Annotated in this window: 14 protein-coding genes; 9 read left to right on the top strand and 5 right to left on the bottom strand. The window is 69.5% G+C overall.

Features of this window, described 5'->3' with window-relative positions:
* Window positions 1-29: 29 nt before the first annotated feature.
* Window positions 30-875: an enoyl-CoA hydratase/isomerase family protein gene (locus tag ACFORO_RS07200; RefSeq protein WP_446681600.1), complete on the top strand. Its 846-nt coding sequence runs from the start codon at window positions 30-32 to the stop codon at window positions 873-875.
* Window positions 876-908: 33 nt separating this feature from the next.
* Here ACFORO_RS07200 and ACFORO_RS07195 read toward each other — a convergent pair whose 3' ends face one another.
* Entirely contained in the window at window positions 909-1673 is a 765-nt protein-coding gene (locus ACFORO_RS07195) for a GntR family transcriptional regulator (RefSeq protein ID WP_377870562.1), read from the bottom strand.
* A 90-nt stretch (window positions 1674-1763) separates the two neighbouring features.
* On the opposite strand from ACFORO_RS07195, the gene iolC reads away from it, so the two are divergent.
* The 5 genes from iolC to ACFORO_RS07170 are packed head-to-tail and all read left to right on the top strand — an operon-like array spanning window position 1764 to window position 7620.
* Entirely contained in the window at window positions 1764-2711 is a 948-nt protein-coding gene (gene iolC, locus ACFORO_RS07190; protein ID WP_377870561.1) for a 5-dehydro-2-deoxygluconokinase, read from the top strand.
* Window positions 2708-3574: a Cgl0159 family (beta/alpha)8-fold protein gene (locus ACFORO_RS07185; RefSeq protein WP_377870560.1), complete on the top strand. Its 867-nt coding sequence runs from the start codon at window positions 2708-2710 to the stop codon at window positions 3572-3574. The genes iolC and ACFORO_RS07185 overlap by 4 nt, the downstream gene beginning before the upstream one ends.
* Window positions 3571-4377, top strand: a complete 807-nt coding sequence (gene iolB, locus ACFORO_RS07180; RefSeq protein ID WP_377870559.1) for a 5-deoxy-glucuronate isomerase — start codon at window positions 3571-3573, stop codon at window positions 4375-4377. Before ACFORO_RS07185 ends, iolB begins: the two co-directional genes overlap by 4 nt.
* A complete protein-coding gene (iolD, locus tag ACFORO_RS07175; protein ID WP_377870558.1) occupies window positions 4374-6233 on the top strand; it encodes a 3D-(3,5/4)-trihydroxycyclohexane-1,2-dione acylhydrolase (decyclizing) in 1860 nt (619 codons plus the stop codon). Before iolB ends, iolD begins: the two co-directional genes overlap by 4 nt.
* 43 nt (window positions 6234-6276) lie before the next feature.
* On the top strand, window positions 6277-7620 hold the full coding sequence (locus ACFORO_RS07170; RefSeq protein ID WP_377870557.1) for an MFS transporter: 1344 nt from the start codon (window positions 6277-6279) through the stop codon (window positions 7618-7620).
* Here ACFORO_RS07170 and ACFORO_RS07165 read toward each other — a convergent pair.
* From ACFORO_RS07165 to ACFORO_RS07155, 3 genes are read right to left on the bottom strand one after another with little or no spacing between them, the layout of a single operon-like run.
* Complete coding sequence (locus ACFORO_RS07165) at window positions 7617-8324, bottom strand: SDR family NAD(P)-dependent oxidoreductase (protein WP_377870556.1); 708 nt, start codon at window positions 8322-8324, stop codon at window positions 7617-7619. The two genes, ACFORO_RS07170 and ACFORO_RS07165, sit on opposite strands and share 4 nt — an antisense overlap.
* On the bottom strand, window positions 8321-9199 hold the full coding sequence (locus tag ACFORO_RS07160) for a dihydrodipicolinate synthase family protein (RefSeq protein ID WP_377870555.1): 879 nt from the start codon (window positions 9197-9199) through the stop codon (window positions 8321-8323). The genes ACFORO_RS07165 and ACFORO_RS07160 overlap by 4 nt, the downstream gene beginning before the upstream one ends.
* A 4-nt stretch (window positions 9200-9203) precedes the next feature.
* On the bottom strand, window positions 9204-10370 hold the full coding sequence (locus tag ACFORO_RS07155; protein WP_377870554.1) for a mandelate racemase/muconate lactonizing enzyme family protein: 1167 nt from the start codon (window positions 10368-10370) through the stop codon (window positions 9204-9206).
* Between the two features lie 89 nt (window positions 10371-10459).
* On the opposite strand from ACFORO_RS07155, the gene ACFORO_RS07150 reads away from it, so the two are divergent.
* Together ACFORO_RS07150 and ACFORO_RS07145 are read left to right on the top strand one after the other, a co-directional pair.
* Window positions 10460-11263 (top strand): IclR family transcriptional regulator, encoded by an 804-nt coding sequence (locus ACFORO_RS07150; protein WP_354748113.1) that lies wholly within the window; start codon window positions 10460-10462, stop codon window positions 11261-11263.
* A gap of 78 nt (window positions 11264-11341) precedes the next feature.
* On the top strand, window positions 11342-12643 hold the full coding sequence (locus ACFORO_RS07145; protein ID WP_377870553.1) for an MFS transporter: 1302 nt from the start codon (window positions 11342-11344) through the stop codon (window positions 12641-12643).
* 3 nt (window positions 12644-12646) lie between these two features.
* Here ACFORO_RS07145 and ACFORO_RS07140 read toward each other — a convergent pair whose 3' ends face one another.
* Window positions 12647-13798 (bottom strand): DUF418 domain-containing protein, encoded by a 1152-nt coding sequence (locus tag ACFORO_RS07140; RefSeq protein WP_377870552.1) that lies wholly within the window; start codon window positions 13796-13798, stop codon window positions 12647-12649.
* A gap of 153 nt (window positions 13799-13951) precedes the next feature.
* On the opposite strand from ACFORO_RS07140, the gene ACFORO_RS07135 reads away from it, so the two are divergent.
* Window positions 13952-14485 (top strand): hypothetical protein, encoded by a 534-nt coding sequence (locus ACFORO_RS07135; RefSeq protein WP_377870551.1) that lies wholly within the window; start codon window positions 13952-13954, stop codon window positions 14483-14485.
* Window positions 14486-14487 lie beyond the last annotated feature (2 nt).

Genomic DNA, 14487 nt, shown 5'->3' with positions numbered 1-14487 from the left:
GTGTCCGGAGCAATGGCAAGGTGACGCAGATGTTCCGGACGACGGAGGGAAGCCGAATGAGCCGCTACGCGCAGTTCGAGAACCTGCGGGTCGACGGACCGGACGAGGACGGCGTCATCGAACTCGTCCTGGACGCGCCGCACCTCAACGCGGTCAGCGAGGACGCGCACGGCGAGCTCGCCGACGTCTGGCGCGAATTCGACCGCGACCCCGAGGTCAAGGCCGTCCTGCTGCGCGGCGAGGGCAAGGGGTTCTCCGCGGGCGGGTCATTCGACCTGGTCGAGAAGCTGGCGAACGACTTCGAGGCCCGTTCGCGCACCATGCGCGAGGCCCGCGACCTCGTCTACAACGTCATCGACTGCGCCAAGCCGACCGTCTCCGCGATCCACGGCCCGGCTGTCGGCGCGGGCCTGGTCGCCGGGCTGCTCTCGGACATCTCCGTGGCCGCCGCGAACGCCAAGATCATCGACGGCCACACGCGCCTCGGCGTCGCGGCGGGCGACCACGCGGCGGTGTGCTGGCCGCTGCTGTGCGGGATGGCGAAGGCCAAGTACTACCTGATGACCTGCCGTCCGATGACCGGAGCCGAGGCCGAGCGGATCGGGCTGGTGTCGCTGTGTGTCGAGGAGGAGGCCGGGCTGCTGCCGACCGCGCGGGAGATCGCGCACGAGCTGGCGAACGGCGCGCCGAACGCGATCCGCTGGACGAAGCAGAGCCTCAACCTCTGGTACCGGCAGCTCGCGGGCGCGATCTTCGACTCCTCGCTGGCGCTGGAGTTCTACGGTTTCGCCGGTCCTGAGGTCCGCGAAGGGCTCGCTTCGCATCGCGAGCGGCGGAAGCCGGACTTCACCCGCGTGCACGACCGGGAAAGCTGACCAACCAGACGCGGCGGTCCGCGGGGAAACCCTTCACTGCGGACCGTGCGTCAGCGGCAGATTGAACGAATACCGCGACGCCCGGTAAACGTGCCAGCCGTACTCGACCACCCGGCCCGTCTCGTCGTACGTCGTGCGCTGCATCGTCAGCAACGCCGCGCCGGGCGATTCGTCCAGCAGCGCCGCGTCCTCCTCGGTCGCCAGCCGCGCGCCGATGCTCTGCTGCGCCGAATGCAGCCGGATCCCCGCCTGCCGCAGCAGCTGATAGAGCCCCTGCGAGCGCAATTCGTCGTCGACGACGTCGAGAACGCCGTCCGGGAGGCAGTTGTTCATGACCGCCAGCGGTTCGCCTCCCGTGCAGCGGATCCGCTTCAACCGGCGTACTCGCTGCAGCTCGGGAGCCTCCAGCACAGCGGCGGCCTCGGCATCGGCCGGTTCGACGCGGTTGACCAGCACCCGCGACGACGGCGTCTCGCCCAGTCCGGCGAGGTCGTCGAAAAGGCTGCTCAGGCGCAGCGGCCGGGCGACTTTCGTGCGCACCACCTCGGTGCCGACGCCGCGTTTGCGCACCAGCAAACCCTGGTTGACCAGCGACTGAATCGCCTGCCGCACGGTCGGCCTCGACAGCCGCAGCCCCGCCGCGAGGTCGAGTTCGTTCGCGAGCCGGGAGCCCGCGGGGAGGCGGCCGTCGTCGATCGCGGCGTGCAATTGGCGCGCGACCTGGAAGTACAGCGGCTCGGGGCTCGCCGGGTCCACCGCGATCCCGCGGACCGGGTCCCAGGCCGGACTGGTGCTCATCGCCGAAGCCTACCGTGCGTATGTCCATATGTCTTGACAAAGTCCTCGGGAACCGGGCACGGTCGGGGCACAGCCTGCGAGGAGGACGCGATGACCACGGGGTTCGACCTCGTCACGATGGGCCGGATCGGGGTGGACCTCTACCCGCTGCAGACCGGCGTCGGCCTGGAGGACGTCACCTCGTTCGGCAAATACCTCGGCGGCAGCGCGACCAACGTCGCGGTCGCCGCCGCCCGGTACGGCCGGCGCAGCGCGGTGATCACGAAGACCGGCGACGACCCGTTCGGCCGGTTCCTGCGCCGCGCGCTCGCCGGGTACGGCGTGGCCGACCGGTACGTCGGCACCTCGCCGCGACTGCCGACGCCGGTGACGTTCTGCGAAGTCTTCCCACCCGACGATTTCCCGCTCTACTTCTACCGTTTCCCCAAGGCACCGGACCTCGACATCACGGTCGACGACCTGGATCTCGACGCGATCCGCTCGGCGAAAGTCTTCTGGGCGACAGTGACCGGCCTGTCGCAGGAACCGAGCCGCTCGGCCACGCTCGCCGCGCTGGAAACCCGTGGCCGCAAGGGCATCACCGTGCTCGACCTCGATTACCGGCCGATGTTCTGGGAGTCCCGCGAGCAGGCGCGCGAATGGGTCGGCAAGGCGCTGGAATACGCGACGGTCGCGGTCGGCAACCTCGACGAATGCGACACCGCGGTGGGGCTGCGCGAACCGCGGGAAGCAGCGAAAGCGTTACGGGACAAGGGTATCTCGCTAGCAGTGGTGAAGCAGGGACCGAAGGGCGTGCTTGCGGTGGACGACACCGGCGAGGCAGAGGTGCCGCCGGTTCCGGTGGAGGTGGTCAACGGCCTCGGCGCGGGCGACGCGTTCGGCGGCGCGTTGGTGCACGGGCTGCTGTCCGGCTGGGACATCGAGCGGATCATGCGCTTCGCGAACGCCGCGGGCGCACATGTCGCCGGGGAACTCGCCTGTTCGGACGCGATGCCCACGGAGGACCAGGTACTGCGCAGGCTCGGAGGGACGGAATGAATACCGTCGAGCGGATCGTCGCCAAACGGGTGCACGATCCGGACGCGATCGCCGAGGCGGCCGCTGCGCGGATACGCGCGAAATCGCCGTTCAACGACAAGGGCGCGGCGATGATCATCGCGGCCGATCATCCCGCGCGCGGCGCGAACGCGGTCGGCGCGGATCCCCTGGCGATGGCCGATCGCGGCGAGTTGCTGGACCGGCTCTGTCTCGCGCTGGAACGCCCGGGCGTCACCGGGGTGCTCGCGACCCCGGACGTGATCGACGACCTGCTGCTGCTCGGCGTGCTGAACGGCAAGACCGTGCTCGGGTCGATGAACCGCACCGGGCTGGCCGGGTCGAGCTTCGAGATCGACGACCGGTTCGCCTGCTACGACGCGGAAACCATCGCCCGGATGCGGTTCGACGGCGGGAAGATGCTCACCCGGATCTGCCTGGACGACCCGGCGACGCCGAGCGTCCTGGAGAACACCGCGAAGGCCATCGACTCGCTCGCCGACCGGAAGCTGCTCGCGATGGTCGAACCGTTCCTGTCCGGCTGGATCGGCGGGCACATCAAGAACGACCTCTCCCCCGAATCGGTCATCCGGTCCATCACGATCGCGTCCGGACTCGGCCGATCGTCGGCCTACACCTGGCTGAAGCTGCCGGTGGTCGCCGAGATGGAGCGGGTCCTGGCCGCCTCCACGCTGCCCGCGGTGCTGCTCGGCGGCGAGGTGACCGACCCGGACGCGGCGTTCGCGTCCTGGCAGGAGGCGCTCGCGCTGCCGACGGTGCAGGGTTTGGTGGTCGGACGGTCGCTGCTCTATCCGCACGACGGCGACGTGGCCAAGGCAGTCGATACGGCGGTGGGGTTGTTGTGAACCAGTTCAGCCTTGTCATCACTCCCGAATCGGCCGGATGGGGTTACTCCGGCCTGCGCGTGCTGGAACTCGACGGCACCGAGACTTTCTCCACCGGCGACGCGGAAACGCTCGTGCTCCCGTTGTCCGGCAGCTGCACGGTGTCGGTCGATGACGAGACGTTCGAGCTGACCGGCCGTACCGGCGTGTTCGACGCGGTCACCGATTTCGCTTACCTGCCAAGGGATGCCGAAGCAACCGTCACGGGTCAAGGCCGATTCGCACTGCCGTCGGCGAAAACCTCGAAGCGGTTGCCCGCGCGATACGGCCCGGCAAAGGGCGTGCCTACTGAACTGCGCGGCGCGGGAAATTGCAGCCGCCAGGTCAACAACTACTGCCTCCCACACACCTTCGACGCCGACCAGCTGCTCGTTTGCGAAGTCCTCACCCCGGGCGGGAACTGGTCGTCCTACCCGCCGCACAAACACGACGAGGCGCGCGAGGGCGAAAGCGAGCTCGAGGAGATCTACTACTTCGAGGTCGCCGGCGGCGGCATGGGCTACCAGCGGGTCTACGGCACTGCCGAGCGCCCGATCGACGTACTGGAAGAGGTTCGCAGCGGCGACGTCGTGCTGATTCCGCACGGCTGGCACGGTCCCTCGATGGCCGCGCCTGGCTACGACCTGTACTACCTGAACGTGATGGCCGGTCCCGGACCCGAACGGGCGTGGCTGATCTGCGACGACCCCGCGCACGCGTGGGTGCGCCAGACCTGGGAATCCCAGGACGTCGATCCCCGGCTGCCGTTCGGAGGCGCACGATGAGGCTGACCACCGCGCAAGCCCTCGTGCGCTTCCTGGCCAACCAATACTCCGAGCGCGACGGCGTCGAGCATCGGCTGATTCCGGGCTGCTTCGGGATTTTCGGGCACGGCAACGTCGCCGGGCTCGGCCAGGCCCTGCTGCAGGCCGCGCACACCGGCGAGTTCCCGTACTACCTCGCCCGCAACGAGCAGGGCCAGGTGCACGCCGCGACCGCGTTCGCGAAAATGCGCGACCGGCTCCAGACGTTCGCCTGCACCGCGTCCACCGGTCCCGGTTCCACGAACATGATCACCGGGGCCGCGCTGGCCACCACGAACCGGCTTCCCGTCCTCCTGCTGCCGAGCGATGTTTTCGCCGGCCGGGGACCGGATCCCGTGTTGCAGCAACTGGAAGACGCGCGCTGCGGCGACGTCTCGGTGAACGACGCCTTCCGCCCGGTGTCGAAGTACTTCGACCGGATCACCCGGCCCGAACAGCTGATCCCGGCCGCCCTCGCCGCGATGCGCGTGCTGACCGATCCGGTGGAAACCGGCGCCGTCACGCTCGCGCTGCCGCAAGACGTGCAGGCCGAAGCCTGCGATTGGCCCGACGACTTCTTCCGCCGCCGAGTCTGGCACGTGGACCGTCCGGCGCCTGCTCCGGAAGCCTTGGCCCGCGCCGCGGAGTTGCTGCGTTCGGCGAAGGCACCGCTGATCGTCGCGGGCGGCGGCGTTGTGTACTCCGAGGCTTGGCCGGAGCTGCGTGCTTTTGCCTCGGCTACCGGCATCCCCGTCGCCGACACACATGCGGGCAAGGGGGCGGTGCCGTGGGATCACCCGTGCGCGGTCGGCGGTCTCGGCTCCACCGGCACGGCCGCCGCGAACGCCCTGGCCGCGGAAGCCGACGTCGTACTGGGAATCGGCACCCGGTACAGCGACTTCACCACCGCTTCGCACACCGTCTTCGGCAACCCGGACGTGCGGTTCGTGAACCTCAACGTCGCCCGGTTCGACGCCGCGAAACACTCCGCCGAGACAGTGGTCGCCGACGCCCGACGCGGATTGGAAGCCTTGTCGACCGCGCTGTCCGGCTGGCACGTTTCTGACGCCTATCGCGCGCGGGCCCGGCAACTCGCCGACGACTGGAACCGCACCGCCGACGCCTGCTTCGACCTCGGTCACGCTCCCCTGCCCGCGCAAACGGAGATCCTCGGTGCGCTGAACCGCTCGCTCGACGACAGCGACGTCGTGATCAACGCCGCCGGTTCCATGCCCGGCGACCTGCAGATGCTGTGGCGGGCGAGAGATCCCAAGGCGTACCACGTGGAATACGCCTACTCCTGCATGGGATACGAGATCGCCGCGGGCGTCGGGGTGAAGCTGGCCGCGCCGGACCGCGAGGTCGTGGTGCTGGTCGGCGACGGCTCGTATCTGATGATGGCGCAGGAAATCGTCACGCTGATCGCCGAACGGCTCAAGGTGATCATCGTGCTGGTGCAGAACCACGGGTTCGCCTCGATCGGGTCACTGTCGGAATCACTGGGCTCACAACGGTTCGGTACGTCTTATCGGTATCGCGCCGACAACGGCTTGCTGGAGGGCGACGTCCTGCCGGTCGATCTCGCAGCCAATGCGGCGAGCCTCGGCGCAACTGTGCTGCGCGCGTCCACTGTGGACGAGTTCCGAGCCGCTTTGAAACAGGCCAAGGCCAATCCGGTGACCACGGTGGTGCACGTGGAGACGGATCCGCTCGCGCCCAACCCGCCGGGCTCGGCGTGGTGGGAGGTACCGGTGAGCGAAGTGTCCGATTTGGACTCGACGAGCGCGGCTTACGAGACTTACGCGGAAGAGAAGCGGAACCAACGCCGCTACCTCTGACGCTTCGGCCCACACCGAACCGTTCCCGGGTCACCCTTGTCTCGTGACCGCAACGACCTCCGCACGCAGGCAACGACTGGCCCTGATCGCGCTGTGCCTGCCGTTCTTCATCGTCCAGCTCGACGCGACCGTGGTGAGCGTCGCCGTCGAGGCGATCCGGCGCGACCTCGGCGGCGGCCTGGGCGGTGAACAATGGGTGATCGCGAGCTACACCATCGCGCTGGCCGCGGGCATGCTCACCGCGGGCTCGCTCGGCGACCGCTACGGCTCGCGGCGGGTGTGCGTGCTGGGGACCGTCGTGTTCGGGGTCGGGTCCGCGCTGTGCTCGCTCGCCCCGACCATCTCAGTGCTGATCCTCGCGCGGACCCTGCAAGGCGTCGGCGCGGCCGCGTTGCTGCCGTGCTCGCTCGCGCTGATCGTCCGGCAGTTCCCGGAACCGCGAGCGCGGGCGCACGCGCTCGGCCTGTGGGGCGGCATCGCGGCTATCGGCCTCGCGACCGGCCCGGTGGCGGGCGGCGTGCTCATCGCGCTGGTCGACTGGCGCGCGATCTTCTGGGTCAACGTCCCGGTCGCCGCGCTCGCCATCGCGCTGACCTGCCGTTATGTCGTCGAGTCGCCGGGGCGGAACCGCCGCCTCGATCCGTACGGGCTCGTCCTCGGCACCGTCGCCCTGTCCGCGCTCGCCGGCGGGCTGATCCAGGTCGGCCGGTCCAGCTGGGCGGTGCCGTTGATCGCCGCCGGCCTGCTGACCGGACTCGCGTTCCTCCTGGTCGAGCACCGCCGGCGTGATCCGATGCTGCCGTTGGCGATCTTCTCGTCCCGCCCGTTCTCCGCCGCGAGCACCGCCGGGCTGCTCTTCAATTTCTGCCTCTACGGCACCCTGCTCTGCCTGTCGCTGTTCCTCCAAGGCCCGCTCCGCCAGTCCGCCTACGCGACCGGCATGCTGACGCTCCCGCTCACCGTCGCGATCGGCATCGGAGCCACCGCCAGCGGACGGCTCACCGCACGCTTCGGCCCTCGCGTCCCGATGCTGATCGGCTTCAGCCTCGCCGGTCTCGGCGCGGTCCTGCTGGTCACGGCTGATTCGGTGCCGATGGTGGTGGCGGGCGGCGTGGTGCTGTGCTGCTGCTCGATCGCGATGCCCGCGATGACATCGGTCGCGATGTCGACGCCGCCCGAGGAGCACACCGGGCTCGCCAGCGGGGTCCTGAACACCGCCCGGCAGAGCGGCGGCGCGCTGGGCACCGCAGTGCTCGGCACCCTGCTCACCGCGGGCTCGACGATGTCGATGAGCGTCCCGATGACCGTGGTCGCTCTCGGCTACGCGGCGGCGGTCGGCTGCACGCTGCTGGCGACCCGGCGACGGGAACTGGTCGCCGCTCGCTAACCCGGCAGGAACCGCGCCCGCAGATCCGGCCGCAGAAACGCCGCCGGGGAAGCGATCGACAAGCCGCCGTCCACCGGCAACACCACTCCCGTCACGAACGAGGCCCGGTCGGACGCCAGGAACTCGACCGCGTCCGCCACCTCGCGCGGAGTTCCGGTGCGGCCCAGCGGATAGCCCTCGGTCACTCCTGGCAGGCCGGTCGCGCCGATCATCCCCGGCGCGACCGCGTTCACCCGGATGCCGCGCGGTCCGTACTCGAGCGCCAACTGCCGCACCAAACCGTCCACTCCGGACTTCGCCGCCGCGTAACCCGGCAGCCCGGGGGCGGCGAGGAACCCGTTCACCGACGTCACCGCGACGATCGACCCGCCGGGCGGCATCACCCGCAACGCCGCGCGAGCCGGGTAGAACGCCGCGTCCAGAGTGTTGGAGATCGCGGAGTGCCACTGGGCGTCGGTGGTGTCGACGGCCGCCGCGACGGGCTGTGCGGCGGCGGCCAGAACCAGGACATCCACCGCTCCGGCGTGCTGGACAATCGCGTCCGCACCGTCCGAAGTGGACGCATCGGCGACCACGAAATCCGCGTACGCCGGGTGGTTCGCCGCTGCCAAGCCCGCACCGATCACGCGGTCCCCAGCGAATGCCCCGGCAATGGCGATCCCGATTGCCGAACCGCCGCCGATGACGACGACCGACCGGCTCACCACGCCAACTCTTCGAGAATCTCGTTCAACGCCTTCCCCGTCACGGCATCCAACGGCCGGGCTGGCAGCCGCACAGTCGCCGAAGCGATGATTCCCCGCCGGACCAGGATTTCCTTGTGCACGGCCCACGCCTGCCCCGGCCGAACGCCCAGGTGGATCAGCGGGAGCAGCCGCGCGAACCCGGCGCGCGCGTCGGACCGGCGTCCGGCAGCGAGATCGTCCAGGACCACTCGCAGCACATCGGTGAACTCGCAAGCGGGCATGGTCCCGACGGCGCCGTTGTCGTACTCCTCGATCAGCGCCTGCGCGTTCTGCCCGCCCAGCACGGCGAGCCCGAAATCACGAACCGCGGCGACCTTGACCGGAGTCGGCGGCGACTCGACCTTGATCGACGTGATGCCCTCGACCCCGGCCAGCGCGGCCACCGCCGCCGGGTCGATCGACACTCCGGTCACGCCGGGCGCGTCCTGGATCATCACCGGCAAGTCCGCTCGCGCAGCGATCTCGGAGAAGAATTCCACGACCTGACCAGGACCGGGCTTCACCAGAAACGGCGGCAAGACCATGATCTGGACGGCCCCGCCCTCCGCGGCGAGTCGCGCTTGTTCCAGCGCGGGAGCGATCCCGGTCCCGTTCACCCCGGCGACGACCGGCACCTCCGGACCGGTCACGGCACGCACCTCGCGCAGGATCACTTCCCGCTCCGCGGCGGACAGAGCGAACCCCTCGCTGGCCATGCCGAAGACGGCGACCCCGTCAGCGCCCGCCGACAGCTCGAACTCGACCAGCGAGCGGAGCGACGGCACATCGAGCGATCCGTCCGGGGCGAACGGGGTGGCCAGGATGGGAATGAGCCCGATCGGCGGGTTCGACACAGCGTCAGTTCTCCTTCGCGAGCGTAGCGATCAAATCAGCATCGACGTCGACGCCCAGCCCTGGCCCGGACGGCACCGCGAAGCCGGTCGGGCCCGCGGTCAACGGGGTGCGCAGGATGCTTTGCGCCACCGGAATCGTGTCGGGCTGGTACTCGAAGTACGGGGTGTCCGCACTCGCCGCGGACACGTGGATCCCGGCCGCCAGTGAGACCCCGAGGCCGACGGAATGGTGACAGACAACCGGAACGTGACAAGCCGAAGCAAGCTCCACAATGGACATCGCCTCGGTGATGCCCGTGCGCGCGACGTCCGGTTGAGCCAGCCGCAGCGCGCGGCGGCCTAGCCAGTCGGCGAACTCGTACCGGTTGCGCATCGCCTCGCCGACCGCGACCGGCGTCGTGATTCGCGAGGCCAGTTCGCGGTGCCCGTCGACATCCTCGGGCACCAGCGGCGCTTCGAAGAACAACGCGCCCCGGTGGTCCAGTTCGCGACCCAGCTCGACGGCCTCGCCGATCCGGTACGCCCAGTGCGCGTCGAGCGCGATCTTCATCTCCGGCGCAGCCGCGGCGACCGCGTCGAAGGTCGCCAGGTCGGTTTCAATTCCCTTGCCCGCAGCCAGCTTTACTCTCGTCGCGCCCTGACGCGCCCAGTCCGCGGCGAGGGCGGCGCGTTCCTCGTCGGTGGAGCGGGCGAGGCCGGAGATGTACACCTCGACGTGGTCGCGGTGCGCGCCGCCGAGCAGTTGCGCGACCGATTGCCCGGTCAGTTTGCCGTAGAGGTCCCACAGCGCGATGTCGACGGCGGCCAGTGCGTCGGCCTGGTGTCCGACGAGGTGGCCGCGTTCCCGCATCAGGTCGCGCAGTCCGTGCCAGAGCGGGCGCGGCCCGGTCAGCTCACGGCCGCGCAGCCAACCGGCGAGGAGCCGGTCGACGATCGTCGCGACGACCTCCGGGCCGACGGGAGCGAGCGCCTCGCCCCAACCGGTCGTGCCGTCGTCCGCGGTGATCTTCACCAGCATCGTCTCGAACCGGCCGGAGTAGAGGCTGCGCCACGGCTCGCGCACCACGTAACCCTGGTCCGCGCCCAGTTCGCTGCCGTCCTCGAGCGCACCGAGATATGCCCGCCGACCAGCGGGTTTGAGCACGTAGGTCGTGACGTCGGCAATGCGCATGCAGCCCTCCAACACCAGGATTCAGGAAGTCAGCTCCAACTTTTGCATGTCGCTTGCGAAATATGCAACTACTACCCATACTCGGGACCATGGTTTCCGAGACCGGTGGCAATCAGAGCGTCGAGCGAGCCTCGGCGGTGCTTCGCGCCTTCACACCCGGCCGCCCCGCACTGCGCGTGTCCGATGTGGCAGCGGAGGTCGGGCTGGGCGTTTCCACCACCTCACGCCTGCTCGCGACTCTCGAAGCGGCCGAGCTGGTGCAACGCGATCCGGTGAGCCAGCTGTACGAGCTGGGCCCGGCGGTCCTGACCATGGCGGGCATCGCGCTCAACAACGATCCGATCTACCGGCAGGCCCGCCCGGTCGCCCAGCGGCTGGCCTGGGAACTCGGGCTGGGCGCGAACGTCGCGGTGCGCCGCGGCTCGTCGCTGTTCTACCTGCTGAACGTCGAAGGCCAGCTGGCCCAGAAGTCGTTCTCCCTGATGGGGCAGCTCAATCCGCTGCACGCCACCGGCATGGGCAAGAGCCTGCTGCTCGACACCACCGCCAAGCAGCGCGCCGAACTGCTCGGCGCCGAACCGCTGCCCGGGTTCACCTCGCACACCCACACCACCCTCGACGCCCTCGGCACCGACCTGACCGCAGCTGCCGGGCGCGGCTACACCACCGAGATCGAGGAACTCGCGCTGGGCCGGGCCTGCATCGCCGCGCCGGTGCGCGACCACACCGGTGAGATCGCCGCCGCGATTTCGCTGTCCGGCGCGCTTTCCGCCATCGCGCTGGACGAACGCGAGGCCGAACTCGGCGCGCTCATCGTCGAAGCGGCCGACACGGTCAGCATCGGGCTCGGCTACCTCGGCCCGGCCCACACTCCCTCCCCCGTCCGTCCGTGAGGGGAACCCTGAGGGAATCAGAGTCCCTCAGGGTTCCCCTCACGGAACGGTCCCCGCCGACAGACAACGAGGTCCGTCATGTCCGAACAGACGCTGGGAACTTCGGCTCCGGCAACGGTTTCGCCGCGCAAGGTCGTGTTCGCCGCCGGTGCCGGCCACTTCGTGGAGTGGTTCGACGTCGGCCTCTACGGCACGCTGTCGGCCTTCATCGCCGACAACTTCTTCGCCGATGGCGACGCCACCGCCGCACTGCTGTCGACGTTCGCGGTGTTCGCCGCCGGGTTCGTGATCCGGCCGCTGGGCGGGCTGTTCTTCGGCCCGCTAGCCGACCGCATCGGCAGGCAGCGGGTGCTCGCGATCGTCGTGCTGGCGACGTCGCTGTCGACGTTCGCCATCGGCGTGCTCCCGACGCACCAAGCGGTCGGCACGCTCGCGCCGCTGCTGCTCGTGCTCGCCCGACTGGTGCAGGGCTTCGCCGCAGGCGGCGAGACGTCCAGCGCGGTCACCGTTCTCTATGAATTCGCGCCGCCGAACCGTCGCGGCTACTACACGAGTTTCTCCAACACATTCGGTTTCGCCGCCTTCGTTGTCGGCTCCGGACTCGCGCTGCTGCTCACCGCGACGCTCGGCGACGCGACGATGTCCGCGTGGGGCTGGCGGTTGCCGTTCCTGCTGGCCCTTCCACTCGGCCTGGCCGGGCTGTACCTGCGGACGCGACTCACGGACACGCCGGAGTTCCACGATCTAGAACGCACCGGCCAGGTCGCCGAAAGCCCGCTGCGGGATTCCTTCCGCACCGGAGGCCGAGCGATGCTGGTGCTCGCCGGACTCGTCGTGGTCAAGGGTGTCGCGCACTGGACGCTGCAGACGTTCATGCCCAGCTATCTGCAGAAAACGCTGCACTTCTCGAAAATCGAATCGTTCGTCGCGGCCACGGTGTGTTTGGCCGTCGTAGCCGCGGCGGTTCCGGTCGCCGGTGCGTTGTCCGACCGGATCGGACGCAAACCGCTGCTCATCGCGAGCACTGTCGGGTTTGTCGTGCTGACCTGGCCCGCGCTTGTGCTGATGTCGCTGGGAAACCCGGTGCTCGCCGTCGTCGGGATGGTGGTGCTGGGCCTGCTGATCGCCGCTTACGACGGTGCCGCGGGCGCGGCGATGGCCGAACTGTTCCCGCCGCGCATCCGTTCCGGCGCGATCGCGATTCCGTACAACATCGCGGTTTCGCTGTTCGGCGGCACCGCGCCGTACATCGCGACCTGGCTCGTCGCCGCGACCGGCTACAAGCTCTCCCCGGCCTTCTACATCATGCTGGCCGCCGTGATCACGCTCGTGACGGTGCTGCGCGGGATCCGCGAAACCGCCGGACTCCGCGCCCGCTGAACCTCAGGGCACGAGCAGGGTCGCCCGGTGCACCAGCCATTCCAGCGGACCGCGCCGCCGCCAACGCCGCCACGCCGCCGACGCGGCCAGCATCACCGCGACCACCGTCACCAGGAACACGAAGGAATACGGCTTCGGCACCAGCTTCAAGACCGCGAAATGTGCCGCATACCAGGTAAAAGCCATTCCGCCGGCGGCCGCGAGCGGCCATAGCGCGCGACGGCCGAGCGGCCGGTCCAAGGCGATCAGCAGCCCGCCGAGCAACACCATCGCGACGCCGATCATGAGCACGATGCCGAGCGGACTGGTGGCATACAGCGATCCGTCCGGCGGCATCGCCAGCAGCACCTGCCACGGCATCCCGGGCGGCGGGGTCGTAGCGATCGCCTCGGCTCCGCCCAGCGGATAGGTGGCGATCCACGAAGCCAGGATCGACCCGGCGGCGAGCACGAACCCGGTGTACAGCAACCGCATCCGGACCTGGTGCGCGCGAAGGTCGAGGCGGCCGATCGCCATTCCCGCCAATGCCAGAGGCAGGCCGTACGCGACCTGGAAACCGCCGCCGGTCAGCACCATTCCTTTCAGGAACTCGCCCCATTGTTCGGGATGCCCGAAGATCGCGAGCCCGCTCGCGGTCTCGGACATCAGCCAGTCGGAATGGGCGTTGAACACCCAGAACGCGTAAAGCGTCATCGCGGGGACGGCGATTCCGGAGAGAATGAACAGCGTCCGCGCGCGCAGCCGGGTCAGCGGCAGCAGAAGCAGCAGGAGCACCGCGTAGTACTCGATCACCGACATGCCGTACTCGTCGATCGCCAGGCTGAGCAGGAACAACACCACCGCCCGGACCGCGAGCCTGCTGCGGGCGCGCCACTTCTCGTTCCCCTCGTACGGGGTCGCGCCGCCGGTCATCAACGCCGCGGACAGCCCGAACAGCAGCACGAACAGGCTCATCGCCCGGGACGACGTCTGCACGTTCAGCCACGTCAGGAATCCCGGGGCCGTCTGGGGCGGGCCGCCGTGCAGCCAGCCGCTCGCGAAGAAATGCTCGATGAACACCCCGACGATCGCCAGCGCCCGGACCGCGTCCACGCCCAGCAACCGTCCCTTCGGCACCCGCGTTTCCGCCGGGTCCCGCACCGTTTCCGTCCTCATCGGACTCCTCCCTGGTCGATTCCCCGCCAAGGTAGGAACCGCGGATCACCGGCCGCCGGGAGTCGCGTTGCAGCCGCCCGGAGGAAACCCATCGGTTGGGTAACAGCGCTCCCCGAGCAGCGCGCGGACGGCAAAATGGCTACTGTGCGAAGCATGCGGAGGACAGTGCTCGCGGCGGTCGCGTTGCTGTCGCTCACTGCTTGCTCCGATGTGGACGGTGTGCGCGTCGCCGGGCCGGCTCCGCCAGCGGCGGCAGCCCCGGCACCGGCGAACAACCCGCGCGGCCCGACCGTGGACGCGGTCGCTCTCCTGCGCGCGGACCCGACGGTCAGTGCCAGGACGAAGGCGGCGTTGCGACCGTGTCCGTACGGTCCGAGCGCCGGGTCGTATCCCGTCAGCACCGCCTACCACGAGCTGACCGGCGAGGTCGACGTCGTGGTGAACGTCTATCCGTGCGGCGCGGTCGGCGCCCCGGGCACTGGCAGCAGCGGCGCGACCGGCGTGCCGGTCAGCGCGTATCTCGGCGGCTACGTCTACACCATCGGCGGGAAACAGCTGTTCAGGCTGGAGAACTCCGGTGCCATGCTGACCGTGCTCGACGGGCAGCTGGCGACGATGTCGGCGACCGGGCCGAACAACGGAGTGGCCCGCTACCGCTGGACCGGCGCCGGTTTTTCGCCGGAGTGAGA

Origin of the sequence: Amycolatopsis halotolerans (assembly GCF_042647905.1) — a bacterium.
GTDB classification, from domain to species: Bacteria; Actinomycetota; Actinomycetes; order Mycobacteriales; family Pseudonocardiaceae; genus Amycolatopsis; species Amycolatopsis halotolerans.
Note: the sequence above shows the minus strand (reverse complement) of the source record. Positions and strands in the feature narration are given on the sequence as shown.

Coding starts and splice junctions, on each gene's coding strand:
- iolC (WP_377870561.1), top strand. CDS start 1,764: ATGACCACGGGGTTCGACCTCGTCACGATGGGCCGGATCGGGGTGGAC.
- ACFORO_RS07155 (WP_377870554.1), bottom strand. CDS start 10,370: ATGCGCATTGCCGACGTCACGACCTACGTGCTCAAACCCGCTGGTCGG.
- ACFORO_RS07200 (WP_446681600.1), top strand. CDS start 30: ATGTTCCGGACGACGGAGGGAAGCCGAATGAGCCGCTACGCGCAGTTC.
- ACFORO_RS07195 (WP_377870562.1), bottom strand. CDS start 1,673: ATGAGCACCAGTCCGGCCTGGGACCCGGTCCGCGGGATCGCGGTGGAC.
- ACFORO_RS07150 (WP_354748113.1), top strand. CDS start 10,460: ATGGTTTCCGAGACCGGTGGCAATCAGAGCGTCGAGCGAGCCTCGGCG.
- iolD (WP_377870558.1), top strand. CDS start 4,374: ATGAGGCTGACCACCGCGCAAGCCCTCGTGCGCTTCCTGGCCAACCAA.
- ACFORO_RS07145 (WP_377870553.1), top strand. CDS start 11,342: ATGTCCGAACAGACGCTGGGAACTTCGGCTCCGGCAACGGTTTCGCCG.
- ACFORO_RS07140 (WP_377870552.1), bottom strand. CDS start 13,798: ATGAGGACGGAAACGGTGCGGGACCCGGCGGAAACGCGGGTGCCGAAG.
- ACFORO_RS07185 (WP_377870560.1), top strand. CDS start 2,708: ATGAATACCGTCGAGCGGATCGTCGCCAAACGGGTGCACGATCCGGAC.
- ACFORO_RS07135 (WP_377870551.1), top strand. CDS start 13,952: ATGCGGAGGACAGTGCTCGCGGCGGTCGCGTTGCTGTCGCTCACTGCT.